This window comes from Enterobacter cloacae complex sp. 342H5 (assembly GCF_050030905.1).
GTDB lineage: Bacteria > Pseudomonadota > Gammaproteobacteria > Enterobacterales > Enterobacteriaceae > Enterobacter > Enterobacter intestinihominis.
The window spans coordinates 47,718-73,306 of sequence record NZ_JBLGVB010000003.1 but is presented as its reverse complement, the minus strand read 5'-3'; the positions used below and the strand labels follow the sequence as shown (position 1 = coordinate 73,306).

The following is a 25,589-nucleotide window of genomic DNA, read 5'->3' as shown; positions in this document are numbered from 1 at the left end:
TTCAAAAAAATTGTCTTGTTTCAGGAACCGCTGCCGATAAACAAAATGATATAGAACAGAAGGAAATGAAATGAAGAAGCTACTATTTGCCGCCCTCTTTGGTTTTTCATGCGTTGCCGCTGCAGCGCCACAGCCTGTTATCGACACCGATGCTGTGACTCAGTTGACTGAAATCCGTAACATCCTCCTCGCGAACCAGCAGAAGGTGTATGCTTGCTCCGATGGCGAAAAGCTATATACCGTCGGGCTGCAGATAAAACATGGTCATTCAGAATACAAATGTGTTTTAAAGAATGACCATGCTGAATGGGAAGAAGTCCGACAATTTGCATTAAACTAAAAAAGGCCGCGAAAGCGGCCTTTTTTTTCAGTTATGCAACGGAGGTTGCAGGAAAACTGGTAATACTATTAACTTGGGCAATATGCAGACTCAAAACCCAGTTGTTTCGGATAGAGCCCGCTGCTCATCCCTGGCGGCCTTACTCGTTGCCTCCATATCAAAGTCCGGATATTTAGTTTTAACCGCTTTGTACAGGTCTTTCAGATGCCCTTCTGCTTCATATACCGCATTCAGGAAATCATCGTGAGCAGCCTTTGCGTTCGGATCAGTATGAACATTGTGCTGATTGCTGAACTTCTGCAAATTGGGGTTACTGGTTTCAGCAAAGTAAAATCCATAAGAAAATGCACGCGAGCATGATTGGTAAAACAACTCGACAGATTCTCTGATTTTCTGATCATGAAGGTGGAACTGGGTTGCCTGAATATACCCCTCAACGCCATGGTGGTAATGCAGGGCCGGAATATAAACCATTGATGATTTCCCATGATGGAAAAACCAGTCATAAGTAGGCAAATGCATCTGGCTGAATAACTCATAAAGTGTGTTCTTGTCTTCCTTGTCCTCTGCAGTCATCTTCTGTTTAAATGGCCAGCGGTCCAGTGCTTCGTTCGCTATCAAACAGAGCAGCCCCAGCACCAGACATACCCATCCAGTCGTGCTCGCATCTGGTATATCAATGCGTACGTATCTGGACAAAAATGCGTTCACATAGGGAACCCAGAGTGGCCCCGACAACATCGATATCCCTGCGGTTATCAGCACCCTGGAGGCCCATTTACGTTGTTCTGGGAAAAAAACGCGAAAAATCTTCCAAAAAAAATTCTCAACCGATTTCAAAAGTTATCTCCTGGAAAACACAAATCCAGAGGTTTCGTACGTTCGTCGTGATCAAAGAAAAAAATCAAGTGGGACGATTAAAACTATTACAAGCCTCTTCAAGGACCTTGAAATCGCAACAAATACTTGTAAAGAACTTATTCTGATCAACTGTCACAATTTTGTACAAATTCTGCGCGCGGGATTCTATTTCTGTGATATTCACTTTAATGTACTCGTATTGCTTATATAGCATCCTTTGATAGCGCGCAGGCTGAGCAGAAATATCCAGTAGCTCGATAACGTCATCAGTAACAGGCAGCATGTTGTTGAGGCATATCATTCCAAGCTTGTTGGTCGGGTCGGTACGTTCGTGCAGCTTGAAAGCACTTGGTGCAGAAGAAGGAATCCGATCCTGTTTGGGTTTGTGAGAAGTCAATGGGGCTAGATATTTAAGGCCATTGATCTCAAGAACAATACCGACAAATGCCCTGCTACCACCATAGTTATCAGGCACGCGGGCTTCGACACCTTTTAGATGTGCAATGTATGAATCGCTGACTGTGTAGAATTGCATCCCAAAATCCTTCAGGCAAAAAAAAAGTGGCTAAAAAGCCACTTTTCCGTTTTTTTCGAGTTCGCACTTAATGGTAGCGTATCACCTGATTTTCAAGTTCGCACTTAATGGTAGCGTATCACCTGATTTTCGAGTTCGCACTTAGTGGTAGCGTATCACCTGATTTTCGAGTTCGCACTTAGTGGTAGCGTATCACCTTCAGAATGGGCTATTGCCGTTCCTCGATATGATCATATGACTTTGTGTAAAAAAGTCAACCCTTACCGTTCATACCGACAGATTCTGACCAGGACTTCACGGAAGGCCTCTTCCTGTGGGAATAGAATATACAACGAGGTTTCTACGAGAGTGCTTGATAGTTATTAAAACCTCCTTTAATAACGAAATCACCCGTTAAAAAAAGCTTTAATACTGGATGCTGACACTGACTATCTTGGTGTCGGAGGTTCCCAGGTATTCTGATGTGAAGCTTTGGCATCCGGAGCATAACTGCTTTGATTCAACACATTTGTGAATTGTTGCTCATGCTCAACACGCAGCTGGTCTACATCCGGCCGCGCGATATGGTATTCACCATCATCGCCATGGTTCACATTGTGCCATGCCACCATTTTGGCAAAAGCTGTATTGAACTGTTCATTATTCCCTTCTGGCGCCATCGCGACGCTCGGAGAACGGCTGAAGAGAACTGGCGCGACTTTGACCATATCCCGCTTAAGCGCATCGTAATCGCCACTGTTCCGGAAAATAACCCTGTCACCATAGTCGGTACAAATATGGCGGCCTGTATCCGGATCGCGGAACTGGACGCGACCGTTCTTCTTCAGTGAAGCCCGCAGGCCAGGAACACCAGAATACATCGGCGTTCCGCCTGGCTCACAGATAACGACACATCGGTTGTCTGTTGTGGATTTCACCGCATTACCACGACGATCCCGGTAATCCCATCCTCTCAGCTGCGATATCGCAGCCTTGTCACCTTTCACCGCTTCAGCTTCAACCCACTGCCGGTAAGACGGCGGATACCATTTCCCCTGCCCGATAAGCTCAGCTCGTTCAGCCTTCATGGTTTCTTTCAGCGCAATCAGTGCCTGCATGCGCTGAAGCTCTGCAATATGATAATGCAGCTTCCTCACCAGAGGGTCACGATGTTCGATGCGGATGCGCGCTTTACGCATCCTGCATTCGTCATGAATCGCCTGGTAACGTTCACGGCCATGCAAATCAGGGCGCTGCCAGTTAGCCCGCCAGGCTGCATAACGGGCTTTCAGATCTTCTCGCGCAGCTGCGCGCGCTTCGCGACGCTGGCGACGCAATTCAGGATCACGTTTCATACCCGGAATATCGCGGTCGCTCACGGCCAGTTCCGGATTGTAACGGCTGACCGGCTTAACACGTTCAAAGATGTCTGCCGACACCGAAACAAACGAACCAGCATGAGGTTCCGCACGCGCAAGCGTCAGATCAGGATGAACGTGGCTGGCCTTTACAGGGGTCTGTTCGTGATTGTAAGCATCCATCACAACCAGGCCCTGCTGCTCGCGCATCAGCAACAGCCCCTGACGCGCCAGTAGCTCATGACAGCGTGCCCAGGTAAATTCACCACTACTGATAAGCGTCTCAATATCCTGACGGCAGTGTGAAACCGCATAGCCCCAGAGGCTTTCCTTATCAGAGAAAATCTCACGTTTCAGCGCCCCCTGTGGGCCCGAACCTGTTCGCAGTTTTCGCCATTCCCGATCGGAAACTGGGGTGGCTTCCAGACCGCCGCCGGTGAACTGTTCCGCAGGGGGAACCTGCTGGAAAATGTCTTTCGGTACCGGCTGCCAGCCTCCTTTATACGAGTCCAGAATAGCCTTCGTTAGCGCAGGCCACACACGTTCCGCCCTGACAGGTGTACGCGTTGAGTCATACCCGTCACAGATTACCAGACGGTCATGCTGTTCTTTCAGATACAGTCCAGACTGTGCCAGAAGCGTATGCACTGACTGTATGGTTCGCTGCGTTGGATCCTGATCAAGTGCAATCAGCGGCGCCCGTAAACGTGCGATCGCATAGTCCGATAAGGATTCTTTCTCTGTCATCCGTTCAGGGCGAGACGGCATAATAATCTTGTCTGGTTCATAGCGGCCGACAGCCGGAACTTGCGAGAAAATGTCCTGTGCAGGAGGAATAAACTCACCCAGTTTACGAATAAGTTTATCGGTATCAAAGGCGTGTCCAAACGCAGAAAGCGTAACGCCAGGACGTTCACGTTCCCAGCCGTCCTTCACTTTTAGCTCGCCGCTCTCCTTTGTCAGGAACAGACCTTCTTTCGCAAATCGCTGATGGAGAGAAGGCCAGTCGGTCACCGGTGACTCCCGTAAACCAGCTATTGCCGTGTCAGCGATATATTCTCTCAGGCTCTGATTACGGCCACGTTTCCAGGCACTTTGACGATCGCGTTCAACAGAAGTACGACGAACAATACGATTATCAGGGGCAATCACATAGCAACCATTGTCAGGTGAAAACCCATGTTTGAGCTCCAGTTCACGACAGGCCTTACTCAGTTTTTCCTGGCTGTAAGCAAGACGGTTAAGATAACCAGTCTCCGGATGTACGCGATTTACAGCGATGTGAACGTGGAGGTTATCCGTGTCAGTGTGAACGGCAGCAACGAACTGATGGCCCGCTAAACCGAGACGGGAAAGTGTATGGCTGACCGAATCGTAAATCTGTTCAGGACGCGGGCTTTCGTGCGATTGCCAGCTCAGAATATAGTGGAATACAGGGTCGCTTTTGTTGTGGGCAAACTTCGCTTTACGTGCGGAGAACTCCATTTCTTCAGCTGCACTTTCAATTGATGTGCAATTGTGGAAACAGGTCACACCGTAAAAATTCACCCATTCCCCGCCGTCAGGCATCACGTCAACCAGCGAGATAAACGACTCATCGCGCAGTTTAGTAGCGTAGTCAACCAGACGGGAAAAGCGACTGCTGTGCGGCATTTCTGGCTTTGTTCCGGAAGCTTTCACGGCTTCCATTAAATCATCATCGCGCGGTTCATCACGAACAGAAACGTACGACACCAGGTCCCCAAAGGAGGACTTGCCGTCTTGTCGTTTCGGTGGAATAACCGGGATCATGATGTTGTTCTTCTCTCCGTGCTAATCGTTACTCATGAGTTTGTTTCTGAGCGTGGTCGACAGTTCTGTTATTGCGACAAGGACCGTGGAGTACTCTTTATCCCCCACTCGTTTCCCTTCAACAAAGAGATGCTTTTGCAGTCTCCCCAGCCTTAAAAGCTCGGTCATAAAGCTGTCGTCGATGAGCGAAATCATCTTTCTGTTCATCGCTGCGTTACGGATATAAGCCGATACGCTTTGCCCCACTGCTTTCGCTTTCTGTTCAATCTCTTCGATTTCATCCGGCGTGAATCTCAGGGTCTTGATTACGGTTTTCTGCCGTTTATCACTTCCCCTTCGGGATGCTTTGTCGCTCATGTGTGCTCCTTACTCGGGTGTCGGGGCGGAGCCCTGACCAGGTGGCATTTGTAATATCGTGCGTGCGCGGTATTACAAATGCACATCCTGTCCCGTCTTTTAAGACATTATACGCTTCGCTGGCTGTTTCGCCTAGTGGCGATTTGACGGCATAGGCAGTGCGGAGCACTGCCACTTTTTAGTGGTCAATGTTATGATTTGGATGACAATATTCTGAAAGGGGTAAGAAGATGAGTAAGAAGGCGTTTTATTCAGATGAAGATATCGAGCTGGCAAAGGTTGCTCTGGCTGGTTTACCGGATCTGACACCTCAGCGCAAATCACAAAAGGAATTTTTGGATGCAATCCGTGATGACCTGTTAGCACTGGTCAAGACCAAAGGTTACACGGTCTCAGACATTAAAGAGACACTAAAAACCACGGGGTATGAAATCAGTGAGAGAGCACTTCGTGAAATCGTTCGTGATGCTGATAAAAACAAACCAGCCCGTAAAAATCGCAGGTCGACGGCAGGAAGTTCGTCATCACCAACGAAATAATTCCTGCATCCTGAAGATGTGATGTACTGATATTTTTCTTACCAGGATGAATTATTTTTTCAACCTGGTAAGAAGGAAAATGATGTAGAAATTACCATTCAAACGTCGGAACGTCTGCCAGCATTTCTCCCCATGAAGTAAAATGAACCATGCTGATGTCAGCCTTTATCATGGCAGTGTAAATCACTATTCTCGCCGCTTTTGAAATACCATGACGTTTCAGAACTAGAAGCGGATAACTGACGGCATCAACACGAATGATGTAACCCAGATCGGATTCATGGATCCATTCGCTTTCATACTCGGCGTGACATAGTTCGCTCAGAATCTCGCTATCCCTCCGCGTAATATGGCTCAGACTACATTCCAGAACAGAACGCAAAATTTTGTGATTAAGTTCAGTACGCTGTCCCCATCCTAGCGATGCAGTAACATCCTCCCATGTCCATTTAGGGTTATCAGGAACCTGAGCAGTAAGCTGTTTAAATGGCAAGCTAAGTGCCGTCGACAGGTTCAACCCTGAGGCAATAATACGCGGATAAAGTTCACTGGCTGTACATGAGGAAATCAGTTCTCCATTCACAAAGAGAGCTTCATCACCGTTATCAAGACGGATACAGGCGACGCCATGAGGCGCACGGGATATGTAGTGAGGCATGTTCAATTCCTTTCAAAAATGTGCCGGATAATACTCCGGCACTTTTTTTTATGAAAATTCGCCCCGTTGCAGGGCGGTGGTTATCAGGTGTACGCGCGGGAAAGCTCAAGTGTACTCAGGACGTGATCCCATTCAGCCCCGTTAAGTGCTGGAGTATGGATCGGTTTATGAATACGCCCACAACGGACAAGTGATGTCCCCAGTTGTTTCAGATGTGGCGCGATAGCGTCTGGTTTCAACGTTTCACGGATTTTCCGTGGATGACGTGTTTTTACCCTCTCCTTTACAAAGTATTCGCGACATGCGACGATGAACTGGTCTTTCATAGTGCCTCCTCAGAGTCATTGTGATAACGAGCTGTTACAGCAGCCCGTGTAAACAGGCAGGGCACCCGCCCTGCTTTTTTATTGCCAGTCTTCCGGCAATATCCTGCGCGTCTTACGACGCAAATCTTGCAGGCCATCCGGCCTTTTCTGCCGTCGTCCTTTTCCGTTTTCTTGCAATGAGGGAAATGCCTTCATTACGCTAATGCCCTGACAGGGTGACGATGGAAAGCAGGGGTGAAGGACAGATTATTTGGAGCCTGCGAGAAAAAATCTGGACGGAAAGCGTCAGCGTCCCTTGCTGAACAGAGGCGCTCTGTCAGAGTGCATAAGTAATGAAAGGCTTTCACGGCAGAAACGGACAGGACGGCAGAAGGCGCCGGTTAATCCGGCGTTACCTTGCGGCCGCCGTGGCGGTCAGTGGGAGCGGCGCTGCCGGAACGGCAGCTGCAAGCGGGATAGGTTCAGGTATCGCTTGCTATCCGTCAGGACGGAGACGCGTGCGGCTCCGCGTAGCGCGGTGGGCGTACGGCCACCACGCGAAGTGCAGGCGACGACCCGGCAGCGACGGGGAGCCGAAGGTACCCAGATGTCAGTCCTGACAACATGCTTTTCGTCGTCATTTAGCATCAAATTAATCCACAAAAAAAATCCATAAAAGTGCAGGATCTGCACTTTTTTCATATGTACTTTTCCACAAAAAAAACACTAAAATAAGTGCAGAATCTGCACTTATTTAGGTATCAGAAAATGACGGGTTACGAACTTCGTTTATGGCGAAAAGGTATGAACTGGAGCAGTGACAGGGCTGCCGAAGAGCTTGGAGTCAGCCTGCGAACATGGAAAGTTTACGAGAAGTCGGAAAAGGTATCGCGGGTTGTAGAGCTGGCAACCGTAACACTTTCTATCGCTGCTGCTGTTCCTTCCTTCGGACACCGGAAAACCACCAAAGAAAAGATAATTACCATGATCCAGACACTAACCGGCGCAGCTGGACTCATCGGGAGGCGCTGAGCACCTCCCCTGTCCTTATCAGGCGGCTTTCGATATATCGCGCATAAAGTCCATCATGGCTTTAAGTCTGCGCTGAGTGTTCAGCTTCGCTTCAAAGTCGTTGAGATAGTAAACAGGCGTATAACGTACACGATTGAACTGCATCGTGAGCGTGTTCCCTGTCACCACCTCCGCCGCAATCCCCAAAAGAGACAACTGGATAAATGCCATATCGGCAGCAACCGGATCAATATCGATGCAACTGGCGAACAGGTGCGCGGACGGATTGATATCAGCCTCAAGCAGACATTCAGCATAGGCAATAATCATTCCTGCCGAACCGCAGGCCGGATCGCTTATCGTCGCGATACCCTCCCGCGTGACCGTCTCTTTAATGCCGGAAACCAGCATTCTGGCCATCATTGACTGGACAGAATAGGGGGTAAAATATTGCCCCATACCTCCCGATCCCAGCTCAAGCTCCATAAAAATTGAGCCGATGAAGTCATGGAATTTAGCCTCCAGCGCACACACCATCAGGCGGAACAACTCATGAAAATTGCGGATATCGTCAGCGTCGTATCGCGCGCAGATCTTCCGGCAGTTTTCCGCGTTCTCTGGCGTTCTCACCCGCGCAATATCCAGTTCGCTCGCGGCAAGTCTGACAAAATCGCTGAATACATCCCAGCGGTGAAGGTGGCGGGCAGTCTGGTTAAACAGACTGATAAACTGCTTACGCGCGGTGTCGATGCTGATAAGGCGCGGGAGGGCTGGCTCGGACTGGACAGCCGGAGCCGCCTGCACGACAGGGCGGGCGGCTCCGCGCTTTTTTGTCTCATTGAAGAAATCGGCAAAACTAATCTGGGTCATGGTTTTTCTCCTGCCGCCCCGTCAGGGGCGGCGTTGTTGTCAGTTACAGGCGCGGCTCAGTTCAAGCGTGCGCAGCACATGACCCCACTCGCTCCCGCGCATGGCGGGAATACGTACGGATCGCCCCTTTTTCCGGCAGTGCGCAATATGACGGCCCAGTGCCCGCATTTCCGGACTGAGGGCATTGCAGGCGATTTCACCGCGTTTGATACGCACCTGCTTTTTCACGGGCGCGTTTTGAGCCTCCTGCATCTGGACATAGAGGGCGGTTGGTGTAACAATCGAAACTTCACTGAATTGCATGGGTTTGTTCCTTTTAGTGAAAGCCGGATTTTTTCGTTGGAATCGCTCAAATCCGGCGTGGATGGAGCAGGCGTAAGCCTGCTTTTTTCATTTCTGGCTCTGGCTCTCAGGGCTGAATGCTGCTTTCACCTTCGCCACGATATCGGCGTGATTCAGGTTGCTGTAATCACGTACGCGGAAATAACGCTTTCCAATACGGACAAAAATGTCCGTCACGTTCATACAGATCATCTCTGCCAGCATGAAGGTTTCAGTGTCCTGCGCGGTATCACAACGCCAGTTGATCATCGGCGGGTGCATTCCTGCCGCATCGTGGAATTTGTTCACATCGATTTCCACGGGGGCGATCAGTGCGGACTTTTCACGGCTCAGCCAGTAGGCCATTTCCGATTCGGCGCTGGCGCTGGAATCAAGAGAATCGAAAGAATCAGTCGTGTGTAAATGCATGGTTTATCTCCTTTTATCAGTACAAGCCGGATATCCGGCGTGGGGTTACAGCTGTACGTATTGCAGGTTGCGTTTCAGTTCAAAAAGAAAATCCGGTTGAAACGACCAGGCGCGCCAGTTAAGCGTTCCGTTGGTGCGGATCTCCACCTGCACGTCGCCATATCGGGACACATCGGACACGGTGACAGTGACGCCCGCTTTCAGCGCAGTGGCCTGAGCCACCCACTCCTTCGCGACAGAAACAAGGTTTTGTTCTTCCTCCATCTTCCTGGAAGATTCTTGAGCGGCGGTTTTGACGTTGACGTTTCGTGTGTGCATCCTGGTTTTCTCCTGTGGTGATGGTTGCCCATCTCCCAGGTGAGTTCTCTCGCGGCAAAGGGCAAAGGAGCGACGGCGGGGCGGCAGGAAAAGGGCGCAGACAAAAGTTTTTGCAGTCCCTTGCAAAAAGTTTTGGCGGCGTTCACTTAACCCTTTGGATGACGACCTGACGGTGCTACGACCAGCCCTCCGCGTGAGGACACACGGGGGATGGACTCACGCGGGTGAACAGGATTGCACACACCCGACACGTCGGAACGGCGTGTCGCCATTAGAGCGACGGCTTTGCTGGCGCGGTGAAGGCGTTCCGGACGGTACGGCCGGAGAAGCCGCAGTTGTTGACCTTTGCCATCAGACCCTAGCGATAGCCCGAAACCGCTTGCGGGTTCGGCGGAGACTGGCAGGTGCGTAAGCAGCTGCCTGGCGGAGTGGGGCTCGACGACTGGACCGCCACGCGGGCCAGGAGCCGAAGGTGGCCATTGCCCTGCCCGTCTTTCTGGTTCAGTCCATCACGGAACTGCTGTCAGGAGAATTAACCAGCAGGAAACCGTTCAAAACGGTCACGGAGAGGCATACGAAGAAGCCCTGCCTGAAGCACAGCTTCAGCAGACTAATCACAATTGCGTATATGAACAGGACAAACCGGAGGGAGCAGAGGGGCTGCGCCGGAGGCGCGCCCCGCTTCCCTCGAACCCCGCAGGGGTACGGTCCGTCCCGGAAGTTCAGGCGTGCGGTCGCGTCGGGATGGAAAAAGGGGCTACCGGCGAACCGGCAACCCCTTCATAAAGGCGCTTCAGGCATGTCAGAGCAACTCAGCCCTGAAAAGGCGGGGTTTCCCCCGCCTCCAGGTAGCTTACTTACCGGATTCGTAGGCCATAAAAGCCGCCACCTCCCTGTTCGTGTCCCTGTACCGGATTTCGCAAAGCGATTTCCGTGTCAGGTAAGTGAATATCAGCAGTGTGAGACACACTATCAACACACACCAGAGCAGGGTACTTCGTGGCAGTTTCATAGCTTACTTCTCCTGTCAACGCAAAGCAGAAGTGTCACCATCGGTGCGAAACAGAGATGTCATGCTTTGGTTCAGAGAATGCGTTTGACCGCCTCGCTATATACTTCCGAGCGTTCTCTTTTCCCAACAGAAATCACGAAAACGACAACTTTCTCGTCTATAACCTGGTATACAAGGCGATAGCCTGAAGACCGGAGCTTAATCTTGTAACAATCAGGCATACCACGGAGCTTGTTTGCTTCAATCCGGGGTGACTCAAGTACTTCAACCAGCTTCTTTTTCAACTGTTCACGTACCGTCGAGCCCAGCTTTCGCCATTCCTTTAGTGCCCGCTCGTCAAAATCCAGAAAATACGCCATCAGAGTTCATCCAGCGTCACACGTACTGGCTTAGGATTACGAAGTCGTTCTTTCACTATCTCCACAAGTTCAGCATCTTCATCACTCAGGAGTGTCTGTTTGAACGGCAAGCGTTCATTGTCAGCGATATACTCGAGCATGAGACGAAGCGCTTCAGAAGGAGTTACGCCCATTTTTTCAAGCGCGGCGTAAGAACGCGCTTTAAGTTCATCGTCAATACGTAGGTTAATGCTACCCATGTCTTACACCCCTTGTAATTACAAATGTCATTACAAGTATCGCACTACAACATGCTTAGGGCAAGTCACGAAGTAAGTCAGAAAGTAGTCGTAAGAACGGTGATCACTGTCCGCTTTGTGCCGAGAACAGCGGAAGTTGCTAACCGGATTTTTACTGAAGCTTGAGCAGCGATGCCACTTACTGATGCCTATCAGTAATGGGGCTCTTGATGATTCAAATAAAAAAGATTAAATTGATTGAGATTATTCCTATTTTACTTGATCGTTTTCGCATGAGCTTGGAAAACCATGAATCGAATCTTCCCTATATAAAACAACGAACTATGGAGGAAGCGTGGGCGGCGAAACTAAGAATATTGATGAGATTGCAGGTATCATTTCCAGTAGAATTTTTGATGAATTAGGCTGGAAAACCCAAAAAACAACGGATATAAGTTGGGACTGTTGTTTGAGATCTCATCTAAACGCTAAACAACTTTTATCTGAAAATCCAAAAAAAACTCACCCTACGGATGTAGTCTTCAAATATAGAGATCCTTATTCAGATATAACTCAGTATATACAAACAGATTTAAAATCTTATTGTGCCAGCACGCTTGACGGTACAAAATCAATATTGAGCGCTCTACGAAGTTTATCACAACAGGTAGCTTGCGCGCCAAGAAGTCCTCAGTGGCGGCGTCTACTTGTTGACAGTACAAATGAGAAATATCAAGTTAACGGCCTACTTTTATATATAATCATGACAATAAATATGACTCTGATTTAATTGAGAAATTAAATGGAGCCGCCACAGCAAGTTATGATTTTCCAGAGAACTCTTTGATTGCAGTTTTTGACCCAACTATGATCAGATTTTTACTAGATGTTACAGAACACATTGAGACTGAAGGGGGATTACTGACAAAGTAACACAAGAAACAAATATGTTATGGCAAAAAATTCCTGAGGATGAGAACTGCACATATTTTTACCCTGACAAGCATAATAAAATAGCAACGAAAGGGAAAATCCTTCCAGCCACAATTGAAATGATAACATCTGGCATGATTTTTTACTCATATGAACACGAATATATTAGAAATGATGATGGCGATAGAATAAGAAATAAAATATTGAATATTTTCTGGAAAGAAAAGGTTGATTCCAGTAATCACTTTATATTTCTTTTAGAGTATATATTTAACTATCAATTACTCAATCAATTTGACAAAATATTTGTTATAACTCCGTTCTCATCACACTCAAGCGTTCATTTGCCATCCGCCATTAATGATTACATAGGCATATATTCTTTCACTCAATCTCATATCGAAACGTTAAGGGAAAAAATAGTATCCATTCCTTTTGTTAATCAAAAGCTATCTATATTTGAGTACCAAGTTGCCAGCAAGCAGGTGAATAGAAAATGTCACTTTTCATAAGGAGTATGACATGAATAAATATCAAGCCACGTTGTTTTCAAACGAAAGTGACATTTATACTGCCCTCCACTCTAACAGTGCAAAAATCACAGATGTTACATTAAGGAAGATCGCCTTCAATCGAGGGATAATTTTCCCATCTGACTTATCAAAAGAGGTATTGATAGAAAAAATATCAGACCTGCCATTTTCATATAATCACATCAGAGAAGTACAAGATAAACTGGCAACCAAACCCAGCCAAGACGTCTTCTCAGTAAAACGTATATATGAAGAATTTGATATAGAGAAACTCTATGACGTTGTAAACAAAGTGAAAGAAAATAGACCCAAGTTGCTAGGGCATGAGAAAATTGATCATTACTCAGGGTTGCAAACCTCCCATATATCTATTGATTACACTGAATTTGATTTTAGAAGGGGTAAATTTCAGCAGAAAAAATTGTTCAGTGGGAGTATAATTTTCATAGTAAAAAAAGGATATGTTTCAGTGAGATATAACTATACACCACGCATTTCAGAAATTCTCAAGCAAATAATTGATACATATTCATCAACGGTTTGTAACAACATAATTGTCAACGAAATAGATTTATCAAGCATCGTTGATACTTGAATCTAGGAACATTTTCGCTGTTCATCTTTATGATTTTGATGGAAATTATAAAAAAACAGGACTTCAATATGCTCAGTATGAAAAGGTTAGAGTAAGCAGAATAAAAACATCTCTGGATATTAATGGAAGAAATCTGAAGGAAATGCTAACGAAGAAACACAAGAATTATTAAACAAGATTTCACCTTCTACAGATAACGAAAATGATGATGACATTAATAATCAGGAAATGGCATCTGACGATGATGAAAACCTAACTTTTAACATTAATAATGCCGCGTATGATGGCCTATCATTAGTGAACGCTCCTCAAATTAAGGAGCTGTGCAGTGATGGGTTTTATAGAAGCTTAATTCGATGGAAGTCATTTTCCTCAGTTGTTAAGAACCATACTATAACTTTTGAACTTAGTTTTGATGATAAATATCTTGGAAAAAATATAAAATTCAGAGCGTTATACAAAGAAAGCAACTCTGCATCCGCAGAGAGAAAAACTCAGTGACGCAGACTTTGATCAAGTCATGAAACAATTAGAAGAAAAAATATTTTTGATTAATGACTTTATTATCGAAGAGCATACCAAGCGATACCCAGTAACGAAAGCTATGTCTTGCGAGACTTTGAATCAGGAGGCTGGATGATGATAAAGGTAAAAATTTATAAAGCAGAAAAAGATATAACTAAAAGTGAGTTATTACACAAAGTAAATGACAACCTCTATGATGAAGATAAAGGATATGGTTTTCAAATCATTAATAACTCTGAAGTGCTTGAACTAAGATTTACCATGAGAAGCATTAGTAAGCAAAGCTTAGAATATGCTAATGGCGAGCATTCAGAGGTTGAAATAGCAACTTACTTAAATGTGGACTTTGGCGTCAGACAAGGAAAAAAATTATACTATATGCCACTAACCCTCCATTAAGTATGAAAATGCCTTATACTATGGTGCAAAAACTATTTGGTGAAGATAGTGGATTGAGACCAGTAGAATTTGATCTGAGGAAAGTTGTAAATGGTCTTTCTGAGGGCTTTGACCTCAAGATAAAATCCATGTCTCTATCTAATATCTCTGTTGATCCTTTTACTTTAGCAAAGACAAAAATAGTAAGCTCAAAGAATCTCCAAGAAATTTATCAGAATAAATATATGAATAGCTCGGCCGTTTTTGATTCCGTACATTTCTTCGTTAACGGAATTGAAACGGAATTATCTTAGGACGGGTAGATTCCGTGTGAGAGAGAGTCAACTTCCAACACTTTTATCCATCTTAGAAACTCTCTGAATTTTGTGAAATATATAAGGAACTCAGGCCTACTTCGTCAGTAGGCCTGCTTTAGGTTTGTGCTTATCTAGTCATTGATTTGATCGTAATGATTCACATAGGATGCTGTTAGCAATGTCCGCTCTTCGCTCTTAGCGGACATTAGCATAGGCTATTTACCATAACGCCGCATTACGCGTACCGCTCAGACGGCCTGAGCGCGTTTCTGACGTGTCCCCGTTAAAAACAGTAACAAACCACCCGAAAATGCACGCCAGAAACGCTACGTAAGAATCTATCCTATGACTGGATATGCACTCAACTGAATAACGCCTGGTTTCAGTCCATTTTATCGGGATCAGCCTTCTTTCTGGGTAATTTAGGGGGCTTCACTTGCTGATTACTTGCGTGCGGCGCGTCAGCCAAGGATGGTCAGCTTTAGGTTTTACGTAGAATTTTGAGCGTAAATCAAAACGGGCATTATCCACACGTTCATGGACACTTTTTTCATCATCCAATGGTATAGGCTCCGGGCCATCAACATATTTTTCCCATCCCAACGCTTTCCCATCATACAGAACCTTAATTTCACCGTTAAAGCTTTCGCATACCGTGACAACCGAATGCCGAAGTCGATATCCCCGGCCTTCACTGCGAATCTGAAACGCACTGCTTTTGTACTGGAAAGTGAGATTTTTTGGAGAGAACGCGCTTCGCCTGGAGGCTGAAGATATAACCCAGTTCCTCTTCAGAATGGTGTACATCAAGATGGGCGTTATCAGCAATACGAGGCGGCGTAGCAAACCGGTTGTTATAGGCTTCAATAAAGGTCGGCAACCATGCGTTTGCTGTTTCAATATCACTGATACCCTGAAGCCGCATTTCTTTGACCAGCCTGTCCTGCAGTGTCTGATTGGCACGCTCTACCCGCCCTTTTGCCTGCGGGCTGTTGGCATGGATTGGCTCGATGCCCAGTGTCTTTATCGCACGTGTGAACTGAGTCAACTCTCCTTCCCGCTCCGGGTTATTTACTCTGAATATACTGTGTCTGTCAGAATAGAGAGCCAGTGGTACGCCATGATCATTAAGGTAACCCCGGAGGGTTTCCATGTAAGCCCGGGTTGTTTCTGCAGGAGCGAATCGTAGCGCCATCAGAGCGCTGGTAGCATCATCGATAAAGACTATCAGTGTGCATTTGGGGCCCCGACCTTCAAACCAGTCATGAGGCGAGCCATCAATCTGGATGAGTTCACCGTAGGATGGGCGCCGCATCCGGCGCTGATAAATTCGGGCAAACTTACGACGACGTTCGCGCCATATGCCCTCCTCTACCATCCACTTCCTGAGAGTTTCAATGGATAAACACAAGCCGTGTATCTCGCGCAATTTTTCGCACGCAAGCGTAGGTCCAAAATCAGCGTAGCGGCCTTTGAGGAGTGAAATTACTGTTGCTCTGAATTCGGTAGAAAAGGAATTATTGGGACGCTTTCCACGTCGGCGGGAAACTCGACCAGAAGGCCCTTCATTTCTATACCGTTGCACCAGACGTTTAACCTGCCGAATAGAAATGCCAATGCGTGCCGCAGCTTGTTCCTGAGTAATATGGCGACCAAGTGACTCCTGAATAATGTGAAGTCGGTCGAGTTCCTTATGACTCATGGTCTGACGGTCTCTGATCATGAAAAATCCCCCAGAGAATTGTCTGGGGACATTTTAGAATGGTTCAAAGGGGACATTACAGCTTGGTGTTAACACATAGCTTACTTCTCCTTGCCTTTCGGCAGGTAAGCGGCTAATCTGATGTTGTTCAGGCATACAGATTAAGCCTCGTGGTGTACTGACCCCAAAAAGTTGGACAGTTAAACACGAGGCACATAGGGTCTGGTTCGATATTCAATTGGACTCAGACCTTTTAATTTCAGGCTAATTCTTCTGCTGTTGTAGTAGTCAATATATTCCGTAACAGCATCCTTCAGTTCGCTTATATTACTGAACTCGTCAAGATAAAAACACTCCGACTTTAAGGTTCCAAAGAAACATTCCACGACTGCATTATCCAGACAATTGCCTTTTCTGGACATGCTCTGTGTAATGCCTTGTTCTTTAAGGATGTTTTGATACCTTCTCATACGATACTGCCATCCCTGGTCAGAGTGCAGAATAGGATGCTCGTGAGGCTTAAGCTTTTTGAATGCCTGATCGAGCATATTCTCAGAGAAGACCATGTTCATCACAGGTCTTTCCGACAGGCTGTAAGAAATAACTTCGTTGTTGAAGAGATCTATTACTGGAGACAAATACAGCTTTCGCCCATTGACTGCAAATTCAGTAACGTCGGTAACCCACTTCTCGTTTGGCCGTGTAGCCTTGAAATCCCTTTGGAGAACATTGGGGGCGGTTTGCCCTACCTCTCCTCTGTAGGAGCTGTATCGTTTGAGCCTTAATCGCTGCCTTAAGCGAGAGGGTTCCCATCAGGCGCTGAACGGCTTTATGGTTAATCCGTTCCCCCGTCTCGATGGAGAGACAACGTTACCCTACGGTATCCGTAACGACCTTTATTCTCGTGATAAATCTCACCAATACGCTTTTTAACATCCGCATACTTATCAGGCTTGCTGAGAGCCTTTAGATGGTAATAAAACGTACTGCGCGGTATCTCCGCTGCCTTGAGAAGCTCATCAAGAGGGTAAAACTGCCTTAGCTCGTTGAGTACTTTCACTTTTTCGCGGGATGAGCTAAGGCTTTCAGCTTTTTAGATACGTAAGCCGGATCAAACTGTCTTTCAAGATCCTCAATACGTCGGTCTTTCGACAGCTCCAATGCTAACACCACTTTCTGGATCAACTGACATTGTAATGTTTCTTTTGGTGCCGATCTTGAGTGCGCGTAAACCAGCTTCTCCGTGCTCCTCATAGACTTTCAGCCACTTGGCTACAGAACCACTACCAGCAAGCATAAAGTGAGCAGCAGCCTGATTGAGGGACATCTGCTGCTGGGTCACGGCTTTCACGACCTTAATGCGCAACTCTGGATCAGCACTAACGCCTTTAGGTTTGGGAATTAAACCTTTTTCTCCATGTTTTTCATAGAGGGCAACCCACGTCCTGACCTGGGTTCGAGGCACACCAAAACGTGCAGAGATGATCCTGTAACCATCATCAGTTGTGAAGTAGTGATTCACGACTTCAAGGCGCTTTTCGAAGGGGTATTTTGGCTTTGACATATCAGGGACTATTCCATTTCATCGTCCAACAAAATGGGTGCAGTACATGGTTAATGAAAATTAACTTCGGGGCTTTCTGCTTTCTGCCACACAACACGGCAACAAACCACCTTCACGTCATGAGGCAAAAAGCCTCAAGCGCCATCGCCATTATATCCCGACGAGCCGATTCTGCCCAGGAATAACAGCCTGATTACTGGATAAATCTTCACCTTTGTCTGATTCACTCAGGCTCACTTTTGCCGGCAGACCAGGCGTATATCTGTTCGTCGAGCGCCACAAGATGCTGGTCAATACTTTCTGCGAGGCGCTCACTTTCAGTCTCCAGCCAGCCACTTAACCCGTCCCACTCACAGCACATCTCTTTCAGCTTTTCCGACATAGTCCGAAGTTTATTGCGCTGGCTGCGGGCAACCTTCAGCTCCGTTTTCCACGGATTGTTTCTCACGGCCATATAGACCTCAGCGTGATTTTGTTCGGTACCATCCAGCGCTCCAGCTCTTTCTCCGCCGGTGTTGAGGAGCCCGCCACATCATGTACATCGAGAACAATGTCTTGCGCACGGTCGTAGTAAGCCTTCACCAGATGAGACAACGAGGGGCTGCGTTCCGTCCACGCCCACAACATTCGCTGGATGTCATAGTCCCGTATATCCTGCTGGGACCAGAACTCATACCATGCCCGCAGTGTCTCCGGTGTCTGAAATGCCAGGTCGATTTCAGCCTGCCCTACGCGGTTCTGGTACTTCTCTTCTTTTTCACGGTGTCGCCGTGATTCCTGACGGGAATAAAGATTATCCTCGCGCACTTCCCGCTGCGTGTGGCGTTCTCTGATGCTGAACGCCTGCTCCGGAAACAGGTTCTGCACCATGTCGGTACCGAGCGGAGGGTAACACAGGCGACCGCGGCTACTGATCAGTATGTCAAACGCCTCTTCATATCGGGCCAGAGAAATTTTATCGCCCTTCAGCCAGTACGCCCCGCGCACCTGGTTGATCGCCTTTCCACTAATTTTACTGCTACCAGTCAGGAACCGGAAAAATGCTCTGGCATAGGGATACGGCTGCGGGTGTCGGCTTCCGTACCGCCCGCCCCCCTCTTCTACGGCAATAATGGCTCGTAACGCTGCCTCACGCTCCGGCAGTTGCGTGACAAGAGAAAGGTGACGAGGGATCATCAGGCCACCTCCATGCGCAGCGTTGAGAGAATATCGAATATTGAGTATCCATCACTGTCCAGCCTGCTGGTCAGGCTCAGCACATGGTTTATCACAGCAGCGTCAAATTGTGGGCATGAGCGGATACAGGATACTTCCTGCCCTTTTCTCCAGACCAACAGCATGATCCAGTCCTGACTAAACTCACCAGGACTACACAGAACCACTTCAAATCGGCCATGAGTGGGCGAAAAACGGATCTGCACGGGAAATAAGCCCCCGAACTCGCTACGATACTCCCCGTTAACATCCCAGTTTTCAGGCGCACTCAGTGCCCCCATAACAGCGTGTGTCATCTCACGGCGGTAGGAGTAACCAGCGGCGCGGCAGGTTTCGAAATCTTCACCGATCATGGAGGAGAGCTTAAAGTTTGGCATATTCATCAGGTATCTCCTTATTGCCGCCCCGCAGGGCGGCTATCCTTATCAAGCGGCAATTGCCGCGTTGTCAGTGTCGGTATCGGTGCTGTCTTTTGCATCAGGCTGCGGTGACTGTAACCATGCAGGAACCCAACGGTTCTGCTTCATAAAGAACTCCGCATGCACTGCCGCGTCGCCTTTCTTCATTTTTTCTGCGTCAGCAGCGGCACCAGTCAGACCTGCATCTTTAAGTGAAGTGACTATCTGTGAATGTTTCAGGCTACCGAAGTAGTTCTCTTTTGTAGGCTGCCACCAGTCGCGAAGGTGAAAACCTATCGCGGCCTCAACCGTATCGAGAGGGCTGCGTGATGTGTGTCCATTATCACGCGTCTGTACACCATCTACGGAACAAGCCGCACAGAAGGCCAGCAATGACATCAGTACCTCTCCGTTCAGGGCGAAGAAGGTCGTGAAGTCCTTCTCCCATCCTGCTGGCAGCAGGGTTTTCAGGCGCTCTTTTTCGGTCATCAGGACTTCAAACGCTGCGCCTTCTTTACCGGACGGGGCGTTCTCAGTGAGGCTGCTGTGAGAAACGGTCAGGTTGATACGGAACGGATGCGGCGTGGTCACACATCCAGCAAAGACGCAGGTACACATACGCCAGACCATAAGCGCCACAGCCTTTTCAGGTTGCTGCATCAGCGCGGCCTGTACCGCCAGAGTGCGCTCGGATGACATTTTGGTGAGCAGCGGGATGCTGATCCCTTCTGCTGCATCAGGTCGATGCATATGAGTCACGGCAGGAGACTGCGCGGAATCCTCCCCGTTACTGTCATGGTCAGGTAAATCAGACATGCGGCATATACCACGCTGAATACGAAGCGCACCGTGCATGAAGCTCACTACCACGCCTGATTTTGCTTTTAGATCTTTTGTCCACCCACGAAGCTCAGCGGCATGTTCAATGAGGGATATTTCGCTGCTAATGACCTCGGCTTCATCACTGTCAGGATCCAGAGCGTTAAATTTGTCGGACAGTTCATCGATACGGCGGCTGTCATCTTCGCTGTAGATTGCATCTGGCTCCGGCAGAATGCGGTAGTCCTTTCCGTCAGGTCCGTAAAGGTTAATTGCAGCCAGACGTCCGGTACCCCACATCCAGCCCTCTTTTTGATGGATTTCCTGAGCGATCAATTCAAGTTTTTCCAGTACCAGACGTTCAACAAGCAGACTGTCTACTGTTCCGTCCCCTTCCTGCTCACTGAACAGATCTTCACGGACAATTCCGCCTGCGGCTTCATAAACTTCCCGCCCGATAAATGCGAAACGTGGATGCGAGACAGAAATTTCACGTTCCGTAATACGATTTTTAAGTGCGTTTACGGTAGTGCGTCCCCATTCCTCCTTTACGCTTTCGTAAACAGCAACCTGACGCTCAGGATCGCTTTCAAGACACAACACCTGACACTGTTCAACATCAAGCTGACCTTCTGCCAGAAGTGCAAGCAGTGACGGTGCAAGACTGGCAAGTTTGAGCATGCGCTGGACGTGGCGGGAACCGTACCCAAGCACCTCACCAATCTGCGCGGGGGTTTTTCCCTGTGCCGCCAGCGTACCAAACGCTGTGATCTGCTCGGCAGGGTGCATGGTTTCAAGCTCGTTGTTCTCGGCGTAAGAAGCCTCAACAGCAAGCTCGTCGCTGACACGTTTAACCGGAACCTGATAATCCGGTTTGATACGCCCCATTTCAGACATGAGCGTCAGCGTAGTCAGACGCCGACCACCTGCTGCCACACCGTATTTTCCCTCGGGCAGGGCATGGACAACCAGATTGTGAAGCAGTCCGAGGCTTTCAATGGAGTTAGCCAGTCGCTTAACGCTCTCGGTGGTGTAGGGAATCGTGCGCACGTTCAGCGGTGATTTAATGAGATCGGTCAGCGGAACATATTCAATGACTGCCGCATCGAGGGCAGCTTTCAGCGCCTCGTTTCCGGCAGTTTTATTCTTACTGGTTTTTTTTGGTGCTTTTGATTTAACATCTGCAACTGTCATGATTTAGTACCTCTCAGTATTAATGATTGTCTTGCCCTGCGGAGTGACAGCTCCGACAGGGCACCTTCTTACTGCTGTTTTCTGGCTCTGTAACTGGCAAGGGCGCGGTTAAGCAATGCCCCCACGTCGTTCTCAAAGTTCCACGCGCACTTCGTCAAAAACCCTTCCTCACCCCGCACAACAAGCTGAAAATAAGTACCCTGATCGTTCTCAATACTGACGTTGGTGTACTGCGCCACCAGAGCGGTCGCCTCTTCACGGGTAAACGGCCCCTGAGGCAGCACCACGGGTGCAGTGACGGTACTGCCATTCAATAGAGCCGCCAGTTCGTTTTCTTCGGCGGTGGGTTCGCGCAGCAGCACTGGCTGATTCAGAAATTCCTGTAATGTTTTTCCCACTGAATACTTCCTTTAAAAAAGTGGCTGGTTTTAAAACCCATCACCCGTTGAGTTACGGGAGCCGCGGTTTTGACGTTTCGCGGGAACCTGCTGAACTTTCCCGGGGGATAAAACATCACCCGTTTGAGAACCTTCGCCGCAGGTGCGTAAACGACACCGGCCGAGGCAGATGTCCGGGGCGGACGCAAAAAGTTTTTGCCTGCAAAAAGTTTTGGTGGCCGTGCGTCAGCATTCACCCTGGACAGCCACGAGGACTGTGGCGGTCTCAGCACCCGGAGGAGGGACTCAAAGGGGGGTAAAAGGACCGGATGGAATGGGCAGGGACACGCCGCAATGACGGGAAGCCGCGCGCGGCGAAACGACATTGCCCCCTACATCACGACGGGGTATTTACGGCGTGATGCAGGGAGCGCAGGAAACGGCGCGACTGAGCGGCGCAGCCGGAACGGCTGCTGCAAGCGATGGGGGTTGCGTCATGGGATGGACACCCGCTGCCCCGCAGGGGCCGGGCAGAGACAGCTTTGCTGGCTCTGTGCGAAGCATGACAGCCCGCCCGGACGCCCACTGCAACAAAGGCAATGAATTTGATTTACAGCATATCTTACTGAAAAAATTACTTTTTATTTGCCTCAGCCATTTCTGAATATTGTGGATCGCTGGCTTTCGGCAACTGCTGGCTAAGCTGGCGGTAATGGCGCAACCTTTCCAGAAAATATTCGCGAAGCTCTTCAGGCACCTCTCGTGCCACAATTTCCGGCACCACTGGCTGATTTAGCCGCTCTTTAAATGCCACACCTGACGCGGCCAGGTCTACGGCGATCCTGTCCTGATCCTCTTTTGAACGTACCGAAAGATTAAATTCGCTCATGTTTTTCCTCCCTTTCACGCGCCTGCAACGAGATCGTCGCTGACTTTTTCTGCCGGGGCGGTTTGTTGCTGCGCCGCAGGCGCGGTAACAACCGCCGGCAGGCAAAGCCTGCCAGGGTTTTCGCGCGGGCTAACAGGCGGATGATACCGCCTGCCAGGTTATCAGTTACCTTTTCCACCCTGCAAAATGAAATGACCGCCGATATACACCGCACGCTGGCAGGTCATGTAATAGCATATTTCGTCGATCACCTGCTCCGTTCTTAATTCCCGTTGACCATTTTCACGTCGGCGGGCGTTAATAATATTTTTGTACTGACGCAGGATGTCACGGGTCTGTGGATCAAGTTTCATTTTTATTCTACTTTGTGGCGGGGCCCTGCCCCGCCTCTGACATCAACCGTTGAACACGTAGCCATCCAGAAATACCAGACCATCCAGGAACAAATCCCGCGCCCAGGCTCCCATATCGAAATAGCAACGCAGCGATTCCGGAATGTCGTTGAGAAGGCCGCACTCTTCTGCCATTGTCCAGGCGTAGTCTTCTTCGCTCTCAGCTTCTCCGCAATAAGCATCCTCGAAGGCCTTATAATCACACTCTCCGGAGTATTCCACCCAGGCAATAAATGCAGCATCCATACCGTCCTCTACTGCGCGCTTGTAGGCTTCAATGAAATTCCAGTCAACGGAAGATTCGGATGCAAATGCTGACGGGATCCCTTCCCAGTCCTGGAACATGAGTTCCGGGTCGGATTCATTGGAGTGCAGATCGTAGCAGGCTTCCAGAAACTCTGCTTTATCATCAAAGTCGGTGAGGTCAAACCATTTACCGTAGAGGCTACCGCAGTTGTATTTGTGGTATGTACCTACATAAATCGCCGGGGTGGTAGTGTTCATAAAACTCCTCCAGTGTCTGTGTCGTCTGAGTTCCGGCTTACGCCGTGCCGACACGACAGCCCGACTTCGAGCGGAAGATGCAGGGGCGACACCGGAGGCCGCAGCGCAGATAAACAGCGATGACGGTCTGGACGGTTCTCCCGCGAATATTGAGCGGGAGAACGACGGGAAGAACGGCATCAGGCGTAAAAATCTGCGACCGGGCGAGGATGGCGGCGGAGCGAACCCTTGCATCTGAAGCGATCGGGCTAAAGTGAAGGCACGGCGTTAGCCGCAGACCGCACGGACGTTTTCACCTGCGTCCCCGTAACATCGTGGAGGGGGCGCCGGTAAAGCGGAGCGTGCGACATCCTTTTCGCAATAAGGCGGGGCGCACTGCCCCGCCCAAAATCAGGCGGCAATCCGGATGCCGGAGAAGGATTTCATCATCGCGTCAATCTCGGTTCGTGCGCTGCTGACCACATCCCGCAGCCAGTGTCTGTCAAACCAGTCGCGGGATGGGCTGTCAGGGTGACGAAGGGCATAAGGCACGTGGGTCTGCCCGACTGTACGGCCATTGCATTCCAGACGGATTTGCAGACGGCGAAAGGTTTCCTTCCCGTCGAGTACCGCTTTAAGACGCGCGTCGAGCGTCTCATTATCCCACTGCGCATCATCCTGCACCTGCTCCACTTCCGTTACTGTCAGGAGGAAATTACGGGTTCGGCGGGTAAATACCAGCGGTTTAGCGGCGGGGCGCAAGGCTTCCATCAGGCGGTATCCGGCGGATGCCACGCAGCTACAGACGTGGTTAATCTCATCACGCAGGGCTTTCAGCAGACAGAGGATATGTTTCGTGGACATACCCTCAGGGCAATTATCATATTCAAGCGAAATGGTTCCGGCATGAGCCTTACGATGCCCCAGCGAATTACGATAAAGGCGGACAATCAGTTCACTTCCTGCCAGTAATGGCAGCAGCACCTTCATTGCCTGATCGGACATCAAACCACGCAGTGCAATCTCAGGTAACAGACGCTGCAACTGTAAAGCATCGAGCTGGCCATAGAAGGCAACGCCTTCTCCTCTGGAGTAATTCAGGCTTGTATCGATATCCATGTTGGCTGGCCAGCCGCGGGCTACGAGTGTGTTTCGGGTATGACGGTGCATAAAGCGGTAAGCAATGGTCATGATATTCTCCTCTTCTGAATGCGGCGACGTCTTCGCCGTGCCGACACGACAGCCCGACATCGAGCGGAAAATGCAGGGGCGACACCGGAGGCCGCAGCGCAGATAAACAGCGATGACGGTCTGGACGGTTCTCCCGCGAATATTGAGCGGGAGAACGACGGGAAGAACGGCATCAGGCGTAAAAATCTGCGACCGGGCGAGGATGGCGGCGTAGCGAACCCTTGCATTTGCAGCGTTCGGGCTAAAGTGAAGGCACGGCGCTCACATCCGCCGCGCCAGCGCGGCATAAAAAGCGGAGTTAACGACATCCTCTTTCGCTGTGAATTGTCACCGGTTGCCGGGGACGCTCCCCCGGCCCGTTCTCAGGCTACCAGCGCGTCTTTCAGTGCGTAGACGTCATTCCTTGCTTCCTTTACGGAATCGGGTTCAGGCCGCCCGGCCTCCCAGGCCATTCCAGCGCGATGCTCCAGCTCACACTCATAGTCGCGCAGGACGCGTGCAAGTAAAGCTGCCGGTACACTCACCTGACGGTTTGCCGCTTCCCGCTGATGGGTCAGTAGATCGCTGACAGTCAGATTATTTACCCCCTCCTGGCGGTATTGCGTCATTTTCATTTCACCAAGCGCCTTCATCACCGCCCGGATTTCAGCCTCGTCCGGTTCTGGCTGGGTTTCACGGCAGGCCACGCTAATCCACTCTTCCGTCCAGACCAGCAGGACCAGGGGTTCGTCAGACGTGAACATGTTTTCAAGCTGTAAACAAAGTTCTTCGCGGGTTCCGTACATCTTTTTATCTCTCTCGTAAGTGGTTACAGGCCGGGCAT

35 protein-coding genes and 3 pseudogenes are annotated in these 25,589 nt (G+C 49.1%); 12 read left to right on the top strand and 26 right to left on the bottom strand.

All coding sequences use genetic code 11. From position 1 onward, the window contains the following. The first annotated feature begins 70 nt into the window (after positions 1-70). A complete protein-coding gene (locus ACQG03_RS23020; RefSeq protein WP_032650372.1) occupies positions 71-340 on the top strand; it encodes a hypothetical protein in 270 nt (89 codons plus the stop codon). Between the two features lie 90 nt (positions 341-430). Here ACQG03_RS23020 and ACQG03_RS23015 read toward each other — a convergent pair whose 3' ends face one another. The 4 genes from ACQG03_RS23015 to mobA all read right to left on the bottom strand — a co-directional run bounded on the left by ACQG03_RS23015 (position 431) and on the right by mobA (position 5,221). Continuing rightward, positions 431-1,180: a hypothetical protein gene (locus ACQG03_RS23015; RefSeq protein ID WP_032650370.1), complete on the bottom strand. Its 750-nt coding sequence runs from the start codon at positions 1,178-1,180 to the stop codon at positions 431-433. Between the two features lie 64 nt (positions 1,181-1,244). Continuing rightward, positions 1,245-1,736, bottom strand: coding sequence for a type III toxin-antitoxin system ToxN/AbiQ family toxin (locus ACQG03_RS23010; protein ID WP_032650368.1), 492 nt, complete (start codon positions 1,734-1,736; stop codon positions 1,245-1,247). Positions 1,737-2,164: 428 nt separating this feature from the next. Further along, on the bottom strand, positions 2,165-4,864 hold the full coding sequence (locus ACQG03_RS23005) for a relaxase/mobilization nuclease domain-containing protein (protein ID WP_045617586.1): 2,700 nt from the start codon (positions 4,862-4,864) through the stop codon (positions 2,165-2,167). Between the two features lie 21 nt (positions 4,865-4,885). Continuing rightward, positions 4,886-5,221, bottom strand: a complete 336-nt coding sequence (gene mobA / locus ACQG03_RS23000; protein WP_032650554.1) for a plasmid mobilization protein MobA — start codon at positions 5,219-5,221, stop codon at positions 4,886-4,888. A 230-nt stretch (positions 5,222-5,451) separates the two neighbouring features. Between mobA and ACQG03_RS22995 the strand changes: the two genes are divergently transcribed. Next, positions 5,452-5,760: a hypothetical protein gene (locus ACQG03_RS22995; RefSeq protein ID WP_047625726.1), complete on the top strand. Its 309-nt coding sequence runs from the start codon at positions 5,452-5,454 to the stop codon at positions 5,758-5,760. A 91-nt stretch (positions 5,761-5,851) separates the two neighbouring features. Here the strand turns inward: ACQG03_RS22995 and ACQG03_RS22990 are convergent, their stop codons facing one another. Together ACQG03_RS22990 and ACQG03_RS22985 are read right to left on the bottom strand one after the other, a co-directional pair. Continuing rightward, the gene (locus tag ACQG03_RS22990) at positions 5,852-6,418 is read right to left on the bottom strand and encodes a DUF5983 family protein (RefSeq protein ID WP_050489295.1); all 567 of its coding nucleotides are present in this window, start codon (positions 6,416-6,418) and stop codon (positions 5,852-5,854) included. An 83-nt stretch (positions 6,419-6,501) separates the two neighbouring features. Next, positions 6,502-6,744 (bottom strand): hypothetical protein, encoded by a 243-nt coding sequence (locus ACQG03_RS22985; protein WP_047642136.1) that lies wholly within the window; start codon positions 6,742-6,744, stop codon positions 6,502-6,504. 714 nt (positions 6,745-7,458) lie between these two features. Between ACQG03_RS22985 and ACQG03_RS22980 the strand changes: the two genes are divergently transcribed. Then, the gene (locus ACQG03_RS22980) at positions 7,459-7,755 is read left to right on the top strand and encodes an XRE family transcriptional regulator (RefSeq protein WP_426726168.1); all 297 of its coding nucleotides are present in this window, start codon (positions 7,459-7,461) and stop codon (positions 7,753-7,755) included. A gap of 18 nt (positions 7,756-7,773) precedes the next feature. Here the strand turns inward: ACQG03_RS22980 and ACQG03_RS22975 are convergent, their stop codons facing one another. The 7 genes from ACQG03_RS22975 to relB form a co-directional block, all read right to left on the bottom strand. Beyond that, positions 7,774-8,604 carry an N-6 DNA methylase gene (locus ACQG03_RS22975; protein WP_032650540.1) on the bottom strand — a complete coding sequence of 277 codons (831 nt, stop codon included), beginning with the start codon at positions 8,602-8,604 and terminating at the stop codon, positions 7,774-7,776. 39 nt (positions 8,605-8,643) lie between these two features. After that, positions 8,644-8,907 carry a hypothetical protein gene (locus ACQG03_RS22970; RefSeq protein ID WP_022650015.1) on the bottom strand — a complete coding sequence of 88 codons (264 nt, stop codon included), beginning with the start codon at positions 8,905-8,907 and terminating at the stop codon, positions 8,644-8,646. A gap of 87 nt (positions 8,908-8,994) precedes the next feature. Beyond that, entirely contained in the window at positions 8,995-9,354 is a 360-nt protein-coding gene (locus ACQG03_RS22965; RefSeq protein ID WP_032650535.1) for a hypothetical protein, read from the bottom strand. A 45-nt stretch (positions 9,355-9,399) separates the two neighbouring features. Beyond that, positions 9,400-9,672 carry a hypothetical protein gene (locus ACQG03_RS22960; RefSeq protein WP_032650601.1) on the bottom strand — a complete coding sequence of 91 codons (273 nt, stop codon included), beginning with the start codon at positions 9,670-9,672 and terminating at the stop codon, positions 9,400-9,402. A gap of 853 nt (positions 9,673-10,525) precedes the next feature. After that, entirely contained in the window at positions 10,526-10,684 is a 159-nt protein-coding gene (locus ACQG03_RS22955) for a type I toxin-antitoxin system Hok family toxin (RefSeq protein WP_014063856.1), read from the bottom strand. Positions 10,685-10,755: 71 nt separating this feature from the next. Beyond that, positions 10,756-11,043, bottom strand: coding sequence for a type II toxin-antitoxin system mRNA interferase RelE (gene relE / locus ACQG03_RS22950; RefSeq protein ID WP_000323025.1), 288 nt, complete (start codon positions 11,041-11,043; stop codon positions 10,756-10,758). Further along, positions 11,043-11,282, bottom strand: coding sequence for a type II toxin-antitoxin system antitoxin RelB (relB, locus tag ACQG03_RS22945; RefSeq protein WP_000534858.1), 240 nt, complete (start codon positions 11,280-11,282; stop codon positions 11,043-11,045). Before relB ends, relE begins: the two co-directional genes overlap by 1 nt. A 24-nt stretch (positions 11,283-11,306) precedes the next feature. Between relB and ydfV the strand changes: the two are divergent. The 7 genes and pseudogenes from ydfV to ACQG03_RS22910 form a co-directional block, all read left to right on the top strand. Next, a pseudogene (gene ydfV / locus ACQG03_RS22940) lies at positions 11,307-11,414 on the top strand (protein YdfV); the annotation flags it as partial. Between the two features lie 202 nt (positions 11,415-11,616). Further along, entirely contained in the window at positions 11,617-12,051 is a 435-nt protein-coding gene (locus ACQG03_RS22935) for a hypothetical protein (protein ID WP_426726167.1), read from the top strand. A gap of 157 nt (positions 12,052-12,208) precedes the next feature. Further along, the gene (locus tag ACQG03_RS22930) at positions 12,209-12,706 is read left to right on the top strand and encodes a hypothetical protein (protein ID WP_426726166.1); all 498 of its coding nucleotides are present in this window, start codon (positions 12,209-12,211) and stop codon (positions 12,704-12,706) included. Positions 12,707-12,716: 10 nt separating this feature from the next. Continuing rightward, on the top strand, positions 12,717-13,322 hold the full coding sequence (locus tag ACQG03_RS22925; RefSeq protein WP_426726165.1) for a hypothetical protein: 606 nt from the start codon (positions 12,717-12,719) through the stop codon (positions 13,320-13,322). A 228-nt stretch (positions 13,323-13,550) separates the two neighbouring features. Then, complete coding sequence (locus tag ACQG03_RS22920; RefSeq protein WP_426726164.1) at positions 13,551-13,823, top strand: hypothetical protein; 273 nt, start codon at positions 13,551-13,553, stop codon at positions 13,821-13,823. Positions 13,824-13,958: 135 nt separating this feature from the next. Continuing rightward, positions 13,959-14,246 (top strand): hypothetical protein, encoded by a 288-nt coding sequence (locus ACQG03_RS22915; RefSeq protein ID WP_426726163.1) that lies wholly within the window; start codon positions 13,959-13,961, stop codon positions 14,244-14,246. 2 nt (positions 14,247-14,248) lie between these two features. Then, a complete protein-coding gene (locus ACQG03_RS22910) occupies positions 14,249-14,539 on the top strand; it encodes a hypothetical protein (RefSeq protein ID WP_426726162.1) in 291 nt (96 codons plus the stop codon). A gap of 385 nt (positions 14,540-14,924) precedes the next feature. Here ACQG03_RS22910 and ACQG03_RS22905 read toward each other — a convergent pair. From ACQG03_RS22905 to ACQG03_RS22855, 11 genes and pseudogenes are all read right to left on the bottom strand, one after another. Then, positions 14,925-15,073: pseudogene (locus ACQG03_RS22905) on the bottom strand (hypothetical protein). Positions 15,074-15,233: 160 nt separating this feature from the next. Beyond that, positions 15,234-16,265 carry an ISNCY family transposase gene (locus ACQG03_RS22900; RefSeq protein ID WP_426726161.1) on the bottom strand — a complete coding sequence of 344 codons (1,032 nt, stop codon included), beginning with the start codon at positions 16,263-16,265 and terminating at the stop codon, positions 15,234-15,236. 179 nt (positions 16,266-16,444) lie between these two features. Further along, positions 16,445-17,808: pseudogene (locus ACQG03_RS22895) on the bottom strand (IS3 family transposase). Positions 17,809-18,031: 223 nt separating this feature from the next. Beyond that, positions 18,032-18,262, bottom strand: a complete 231-nt coding sequence (locus ACQG03_RS22890; protein ID WP_218834430.1) for a hypothetical protein — start codon at positions 18,260-18,262, stop codon at positions 18,032-18,034. Continuing rightward, positions 18,253-18,984: a plasmid SOS inhibition protein A gene (locus tag ACQG03_RS22885; RefSeq protein ID WP_032650522.1), complete on the bottom strand. Its 732-nt coding sequence runs from the start codon at positions 18,982-18,984 to the stop codon at positions 18,253-18,255. Before ACQG03_RS22885 ends, ACQG03_RS22890 begins: the two co-directional genes overlap by 10 nt. Further along, entirely contained in the window at positions 18,984-19,406 is a 423-nt protein-coding gene (gene psiB / locus ACQG03_RS22880) for a conjugation system SOS inhibitor PsiB (RefSeq protein ID WP_022650021.1), read from the bottom strand. The genes ACQG03_RS22885 and psiB overlap by 1 nt, the downstream gene beginning before the upstream one ends. A 42-nt stretch (positions 19,407-19,448) precedes the next feature. Continuing rightward, complete coding sequence (locus ACQG03_RS22875) at positions 19,449-21,434, bottom strand: ParB/RepB/Spo0J family partition protein (protein ID WP_045617592.1); 1,986 nt, start codon at positions 21,432-21,434, stop codon at positions 19,449-19,451. Positions 21,435-21,502: 68 nt separating this feature from the next. Further along, entirely contained in the window at positions 21,503-21,748 is a 246-nt protein-coding gene (locus ACQG03_RS22870) for a DUF905 family protein (protein WP_032623592.1), read from the bottom strand. Between the two features lie 697 nt (positions 21,749-22,445). After that, complete coding sequence (locus ACQG03_RS22865) at positions 22,446-22,700, bottom strand: DNA polymerase III subunit theta (protein WP_022650024.1); 255 nt, start codon at positions 22,698-22,700, stop codon at positions 22,446-22,448. Positions 22,701-22,861: 161 nt separating this feature from the next. Then, positions 22,862-23,053 (bottom strand): hypothetical protein, encoded by a 192-nt coding sequence (locus ACQG03_RS22860; RefSeq protein WP_022650025.1) that lies wholly within the window; start codon positions 23,051-23,053, stop codon positions 22,862-22,864. A 42-nt stretch (positions 23,054-23,095) separates the two neighbouring features. Then, entirely contained in the window at positions 23,096-23,596 is a 501-nt protein-coding gene (locus ACQG03_RS22855) for an antirestriction protein ArdA (protein ID WP_045617594.1), read from the bottom strand. On the opposite strand from ACQG03_RS22855, the gene ACQG03_RS22850 reads away from it, so the two are divergent. Further along, positions 23,589-23,834 (top strand): hypothetical protein, encoded by a 246-nt coding sequence (locus ACQG03_RS22850; protein ID WP_032623563.1) that lies wholly within the window; start codon positions 23,589-23,591, stop codon positions 23,832-23,834. The two genes, ACQG03_RS22855 and ACQG03_RS22850, sit on opposite strands and share 8 nt — an antisense overlap. Positions 23,835-23,986: 152 nt before the next feature. Here ACQG03_RS22850 and ACQG03_RS22845 read toward each other — a convergent pair whose 3' ends face one another. After that, on the bottom strand, positions 23,987-24,766 hold the full coding sequence (locus tag ACQG03_RS22845; protein ID WP_047642125.1) for a hypothetical protein: 780 nt from the start codon (positions 24,764-24,766) through the stop codon (positions 23,987-23,989). Positions 24,767-24,784: 18 nt separating this feature from the next. On the opposite strand from ACQG03_RS22845, the gene ACQG03_RS22840 reads away from it, so the two are divergent. Then, on the top strand, positions 24,785-25,159 hold the full coding sequence (locus ACQG03_RS22840) for a hypothetical protein (RefSeq protein WP_210114635.1): 375 nt from the start codon (positions 24,785-24,787) through the stop codon (positions 25,157-25,159). Here the strand turns inward: ACQG03_RS22840 and ACQG03_RS22835 are convergent. Next, positions 25,129-25,551: a DUF1380 family protein gene (locus ACQG03_RS22835; RefSeq protein ID WP_032650515.1), complete on the bottom strand. Its 423-nt coding sequence runs from the start codon at positions 25,549-25,551 to the stop codon at positions 25,129-25,131. The genes ACQG03_RS22840 and ACQG03_RS22835 overlap by 31 nt on opposite strands. Positions 25,552-25,589 lie beyond the last annotated feature (38 nt).

What these genes read in the sequence shown, in the direction of transcription:
- ACQG03_RS22865 (WP_022650024.1), bottom strand. Translation starts at nt 22,700, where the DNA reads ATGAGCGAATTTAATCTTTCGGTACGTTCAAAAGAGGATCAGGACAGG.
- psiB (WP_022650021.1), bottom strand. Translation starts at nt 19,406, where the DNA reads ATGAATATGCCAAACTTTAAGCTCTCCTCCATGATCGGTGAAGATTTC.
- ACQG03_RS22965 (WP_032650535.1), bottom strand. Translation starts at nt 9,354, where the DNA reads ATGCATTTACACACGACTGATTCTTTCGATTCTCTTGATTCCAGCGCC.
- ACQG03_RS22835 (WP_032650515.1), bottom strand. Translation starts at nt 25,551, where the DNA reads ATGTACGGAACCCGCGAAGAACTTTGTTTACAGCTTGAAAACATGTTC.
- ACQG03_RS23020 (WP_032650372.1), top strand. Translation starts at nt 71, where the DNA reads ATGAAGAAGCTACTATTTGCCGCCCTCTTTGGTTTTTCATGCGTTGCC.
- ACQG03_RS22995 (WP_047625726.1), top strand. Translation starts at nt 5,452, where the DNA reads ATGAGTAAGAAGGCGTTTTATTCAGATGAAGATATCGAGCTGGCAAAG.
- ACQG03_RS23005 (WP_045617586.1), bottom strand. Translation starts at nt 4,864, where the DNA reads ATGATCCCGGTTATTCCACCGAAACGACAAGACGGCAAGTCCTCCTTT.
- relE (WP_000323025.1), bottom strand. Translation starts at nt 11,043, where the DNA reads ATGGCGTATTTTCTGGATTTTGACGAGCGGGCACTAAAGGAATGGCGA.
- ACQG03_RS22840 (WP_210114635.1), top strand. Translation starts at nt 24,785, where the DNA reads ATGCGGCGACGTCTTCGCCGTGCCGACACGACAGCCCGACATCGAGCG.
- ACQG03_RS22860 (WP_022650025.1), bottom strand. Translation starts at nt 23,053, where the DNA reads ATGAAACTTGATCCACAGACCCGTGACATCCTGCGTCAGTACAAAAAT.
- ACQG03_RS23010 (WP_032650368.1), bottom strand. Translation starts at nt 1,736, where the DNA reads ATGCAATTCTACACAGTCAGCGATTCATACATTGCACATCTAAAAGGT.
- mobA (WP_032650554.1), bottom strand. Translation starts at nt 5,221, where the DNA reads ATGAGCGACAAAGCATCCCGAAGGGGAAGTGATAAACGGCAGAAAACC.
- ACQG03_RS22970 (WP_022650015.1), bottom strand. Translation starts at nt 8,907, where the DNA reads ATGCAATTCAGTGAAGTTTCGATTGTTACACCAACCGCCCTCTATGTC.
- ACQG03_RS22955 (WP_014063856.1), bottom strand. Translation starts at nt 10,684, where the DNA reads ATGAAACTGCCACGAAGTACCCTGCTCTGGTGTGTGTTGATAGTGTGT.
- ACQG03_RS22990 (WP_050489295.1), bottom strand. Translation starts at nt 6,418, where the DNA reads ATGCCTCACTACATATCCCGTGCGCCTCATGGCGTCGCCTGTATCCGT.
- ACQG03_RS22960 (WP_032650601.1), bottom strand. Translation starts at nt 9,672, where the DNA reads ATGCACACACGAAACGTCAACGTCAAAACCGCCGCTCAAGAATCTTCC.
- ACQG03_RS22885 (WP_032650522.1), bottom strand. Translation starts at nt 18,984, where the DNA reads ATGATCCCTCGTCACCTTTCTCTTGTCACGCAACTGCCGGAGCGTGAG.
- ACQG03_RS22985 (WP_047642136.1), bottom strand. Translation starts at nt 6,744, where the DNA reads ATGAAAGACCAGTTCATCGTCGCATGTCGCGAATACTTTGTAAAGGAG.
- ACQG03_RS22925 (WP_426726165.1), top strand. Translation starts at nt 12,717, where the DNA reads ATGAATAAATATCAAGCCACGTTGTTTTCAAACGAAAGTGACATTTAT.
- ACQG03_RS22855 (WP_045617594.1), bottom strand. Translation starts at nt 23,596, where the DNA reads ATGAACACTACCACCCCGGCGATTTATGTAGGTACATACCACAAATAC.
- ACQG03_RS22890 (WP_218834430.1), bottom strand. Translation starts at nt 18,262, where the DNA reads ATGGCCGTGAGAAACAATCCGTGGAAAACGGAGCTGAAGGTTGCCCGC.
- ACQG03_RS22915 (WP_426726163.1), top strand. Translation starts at nt 13,959, where the DNA reads ATGATGATAAAGGTAAAAATTTATAAAGCAGAAAAAGATATAACTAAA.
- ACQG03_RS22900 (WP_426726161.1), bottom strand. Translation starts at nt 16,265, where the DNA reads ATGATCAGAGACCGTCAGACCATGAGTCATAAGGAACTCGACCGACTT.
- relB (WP_000534858.1), bottom strand. Translation starts at nt 11,282, where the DNA reads ATGGGTAGCATTAACCTACGTATTGACGATGAACTTAAAGCGCGTTCT.
- ACQG03_RS22875 (WP_045617592.1), bottom strand. Translation starts at nt 21,434, where the DNA reads ATGACAGTTGCAGATGTTAAATCAAAAGCACCAAAAAAAACCAGTAAG.
- ACQG03_RS22930 (WP_426726166.1), top strand. Translation starts at nt 12,209, where the DNA reads ATGTTATGGCAAAAAATTCCTGAGGATGAGAACTGCACATATTTTTAC.
- ACQG03_RS22910 (WP_426726162.1), top strand. Translation starts at nt 14,249, where the DNA reads ATGAAAATGCCTTATACTATGGTGCAAAAACTATTTGGTGAAGATAGT.
- ACQG03_RS22975 (WP_032650540.1), bottom strand. Translation starts at nt 8,604, where the DNA reads ATGACCCAGATTAGTTTTGCCGATTTCTTCAATGAGACAAAAAAGCGC.
- ACQG03_RS22845 (WP_047642125.1), bottom strand. Translation starts at nt 24,766, where the DNA reads ATGACCATTGCTTACCGCTTTATGCACCGTCATACCCGAAACACACTC.
- ACQG03_RS22920 (WP_426726164.1), top strand. Translation starts at nt 13,551, where the DNA reads ATGGCATCTGACGATGATGAAAACCTAACTTTTAACATTAATAATGCC.